The organism is Anaerovibrio sp. (assembly GCF_024697385.1).
Lineage (GTDB): Bacteria > Bacillota > Negativicutes > Selenomonadales > Selenomonadaceae > Anaerovibrio.
Map to the genome: position 1 here is coordinate 1 of NZ_JAILFV010000088.1, position 3715 is coordinate 3715.

General features: G+C 43.6%; 4 protein-coding genes. All 4 read left to right on the forward strand.

Annotation, left to right across the window (positions count from 1 at the left end; translation table 11 throughout):
* Positions 1 to 186: 186 nt before the first annotated feature.
* The 4 genes from K6C05_RS04590 (at position 187) to K6C05_RS04605 (ending at position 3616) form a co-directional block, all read left to right on the forward strand.
* Positions 187 to 969: a hypothetical protein gene (locus tag K6C05_RS04590; RefSeq protein WP_296731805.1), complete on the forward strand. Its 783-nt coding sequence runs from the start codon at positions 187 to 189 to the stop codon at positions 967 to 969.
* 46 nt (positions 970 to 1015) lie between these two features.
* On the forward strand, positions 1016 to 1849 hold the full coding sequence (budA, locus tag K6C05_RS04595; protein ID WP_296731807.1) for an acetolactate decarboxylase: 834 nt from the start codon (positions 1016 to 1018) through the stop codon (positions 1847 to 1849).
* A gap of 252 nt (positions 1850 to 2101) precedes the next feature.
* The gene (locus K6C05_RS04600; RefSeq protein WP_296731809.1) at positions 2102 to 2674 is read left to right on the forward strand and encodes a DNA-3-methyladenine glycosylase I; all 573 of its coding nucleotides are present in this window, start codon (positions 2102 to 2104) and stop codon (positions 2672 to 2674) included.
* Between the two features lie 6 nt (positions 2675 to 2680).
* Positions 2681 to 3616, forward strand: a complete 936-nt coding sequence (locus tag K6C05_RS04605; RefSeq protein WP_296731812.1) for a DUF1848 domain-containing protein — start codon at positions 2681 to 2683, stop codon at positions 3614 to 3616.
* Positions 3617 to 3715: the final 99 nt, after the last annotated feature.

Sequence of the window (3715 nt, forward strand, 5' to 3'; positions counted from 1 at the left end):
TGATGTTAAGGGGTGCATATTCTCTGCTGTAGTTGGAGATGAGTACCCCTTAAATAGTAGGTGTGCTGGTTCAATTAATTCATAGTAGCTTATAAGGCGTTAATATACGAAATTGTTTTGACGATATAATATAGTAGGAGATAGTGGCAATTAAGGGATTATGTAGTATTTCATGGAGGAATTGATATGAATGTTTTGAACAATGTTTCCCGGAGTGCTTTTGATTATGTCAATAGTCAGATGAAGGTATCGAAAACAAACGGGACTGGTACTTCTGCGGGAAGTTCAGCCGATAATACTGTATCGGATACTACTGAAATATCGGTTGCGGCCAGGGAGCTGCAACAAAAAAATGCTGACAATGAGACAATGGACTGGCTTAATATCAGCAAAATCACTGATGGGAAATACAAGGTTAATTTTACTGATACTGCAATGATTGCCAGAGTCATCAAGCAAGGATACATGATGATTGATGGGCAACGGGTAACTCTGGATAAAAGTCAGTTAAAGCAACTCCAGAATGCGGGATTCAATATGAAAAAAAAGAATGAGGCTGTGTCCAATCAAATGGCCATGGAACATAATTTGGCAGCATCCAGGCAAAATGCTGATGCATGGCAAAAGCAGGCTCAGATGCAGGCCAGGGCAATGAACACTGCTACCAGGATAATGCATGGTCGTAAGGTGTCCATGGAGGACGAGAAAGAATTGGCTGAGGCTTTCCCTGACTTGTATTCCTTGGCAAAGTCTGCTGCCGCGTTGGAAAAAATCAAGGAAGATCAGGAGGATCGTAAGATTTCTGAGGAAAATGCCAAACAGCGGGCGGAAGAAAATGCTCCAAAGGATTATTCCTTCCCGGAGCGTGGGGATTATCCTACTTATGAGACTGATGTTTCGGTGGAAATGGTTGATGGTGAGCTGCAGATTGGTAATGTCAGTGAGGTGACTATTCCGGCTGTGAATTAGTTTGTTAGGGTAAACTGTTGAATAATATGGTAAAAAGGGGATAATTATGAAAATCAACATCAAAAAGAAGATTGCATTGGCCGTGATTGTGGGGCTTTTGGCAAGCAGTGTTAGTTATGCTTCTACTGCTGTAGTTGAGCGTGAGACCTTAAATCAGGTGGCGCTGCTGCAGTCTTTGGCTCAGGGGTATTTGGGCGGCACTGTTACGGTAAGGGATTTGCGCAGCCTGGGCGATACGGGCATCGGTACCTTTGAGGGGCTGAACGGAGAAATGATTGTGCTTGATGGTACAGTGTATCAGGCTCTTGGCGATGGCCGGGTCGTGGTGGCTGATGATAAGGTGGGAGTTCCCTATGCCACTGTTACCTATTTTGATGAGGATATTTTCCTTGACCTGAAGGATGTAAAAGACAAGAAATCCTTTGAAGCCCTTCTGGATAAGGAAGTAAAAAACTGTGGTAAAAACAGCTTCTACATGGTTAAGCTGCATACAGAGTTTTCCTCTATATTGTTCCGCAGTGAATATGGCAGTCAGAAGCCTTATCCTACCCTGGTGGAAGCTCTCCGTGGGAAGCAGACGGAGTTTACCGCCAAAAATATCAAAGGGACTTTAGTGGGCCTGTATTGTCCTGATTATATGGGGGGACTTAATTCCCCTGGCTGGCATTTCCATTTTATTTCCGATAATAAACAGCAGGGAGGACATGTTCTGGAGCTTTCCTTAAAAAAAGGTACTGCAGAATTGGACAAAACGGATAAGTTTGCCATGGTGCTCCATAATGACAGACAGTTCCACGAGATGAATTTGGCAAAGGATATGAGTAAGGATATAAATAGTGCTGAGCATGATACTAAATCGGCTATGAAGCATAGTGAGTGATAAAGGATAATCATGGGTAGTTCTTTCTGCCGGGGAAGGGCAAACTGCGTATTTTGATGAAATGGCAAAAAAAGAAGGTGTTTTGCATGCTTTCGCATCGTATAACACCTTCTTTTTTATTGGCAATGAATATTCGGGGGGTGTCCTCTTAAAAGTACATGGGACAGGGAATAGTTCCATGTTGCAGAGAATGTGGTTATAATGGTAAAATTGCGTATATGGAAGTAGTCATCTGAACTGGTGGTAATAGATATGGAAAAAAAGAGATGCTGTTTCAGCTTTGGTACTAAGGGAAAGGCAATTCCCGAGAAGGCAATCCTGTACCATGACACCCGTTGGTGCAAGCCTGAGCACAATGACAGGGAGCTGTTTGCCATGCTGGTTCTGGAGGGTATGCAGGCAGGGGTGAGCTGGAACCTGATTTTGGAGAAAGAGGATAATTTCCGCAGGGCCTTTGATGATTTTGAGCCAAGTTTAGTTGCCGGTTATGATGATAATAAAATTGAAGCTCTTATGCAGGATGCCGGTATTATCCGCAACAGGCAAAAGCTGAAGGCTGCAGTCACCAATGCAGTGGCTTTTTTAAAGGTCCAGGAGGAATATGGCAGTTTTGACAGCTATATATGGTCTTTTACTGATGGGAAGGTAATTGATCATCATTTATTGTCCGAGGCGGATATGCCATCTCAGAGTGAACTTTCGGAAACAATCAGCCGTGATTTGAAAAAGCGGGGATTTAAATATGTGGGGCCGACGATAATTTATTCTTATATCCAGGGGATTGGCATTATCAATGATCATTGGGAATACTGTGAGTACAGGTGATTGTATATGATTATACAGACAGGGATGCGAACCGATATACCGGCTTTTTACCCGAAGTGGCTTTTCAACAGAATAAAAGCCGGTTATGTGATGGTGCGTAATCCCTATAATCCATCCCAGGTCACCAGATATGTTTTGTCACCGGATGTGGTGGATTTGATATGCTTCTGCACTAAAAATCCTGCGCCTTTCCTGCCCTATATGGATGTGCTTGGTGAATTTGGCCAGTATTGGTTTGTGACCATAACTCCTTATGGTAAGGATATAGAACCAAATGTCCCGGATAAGGTAAAGGTCATGGAGTCCTTTAAATGTCTGTCTGAGCTGGTGGGCGTGGACAGCATGGGGTGGCGGTATGATCCCATACTGGTGGACGAAGCTCATTCCGTTGACTGGCATATCAGTCAATTTCAGGAGATGGCTGCAATTCTGGCAGGGTATACCAGGACATGTGTTATCAGTTTTATTGATTTATACAAAAAGGTGGAGCGTAATTTTCCTGAGGCCAGGGCTGTGTATCAGGGCGACAGGCTGAGGTTGGGGAAGGCCTTTGTTGATATAGGGGCGAAATATGGTATTATTATCCGCCCCTGTAACGAGGGTGATGAGCTTGCATCTTACGGGGCAGATTGTTCGGGCTGCATGACGGTAAGGACATATGAAAAAGCCCTGAAGGCCCGTCTTAATGTGCCCAAAATGGGGAAAAATCAAAGGAATGGTGAGTGTGCCTGTCTGCTGGGAAGTGATATAGGTGCTTATGATACCTGCGGTCATTTTTGCAGGTACTGTTATGCCAATTCTGATACTTCTTTGGTAAGGCGCAATATGAAATTGCATGACCCTTCTTCGCCGTTCCTTGTCGGACATGGGCAGCCGGAGGATATTATACATATAGCTGAGCAGAAAAGCTGGCTGGACAGACAGATAAGGCTGGATTTTTGATGTATATTTTGGTAATGATGGTAAAGAGGTCCCCTTCTTTTATAGGTAGGGTTTGTAAACTAAAATGAGGAGGTATATGTTATGATTTATGATTACACA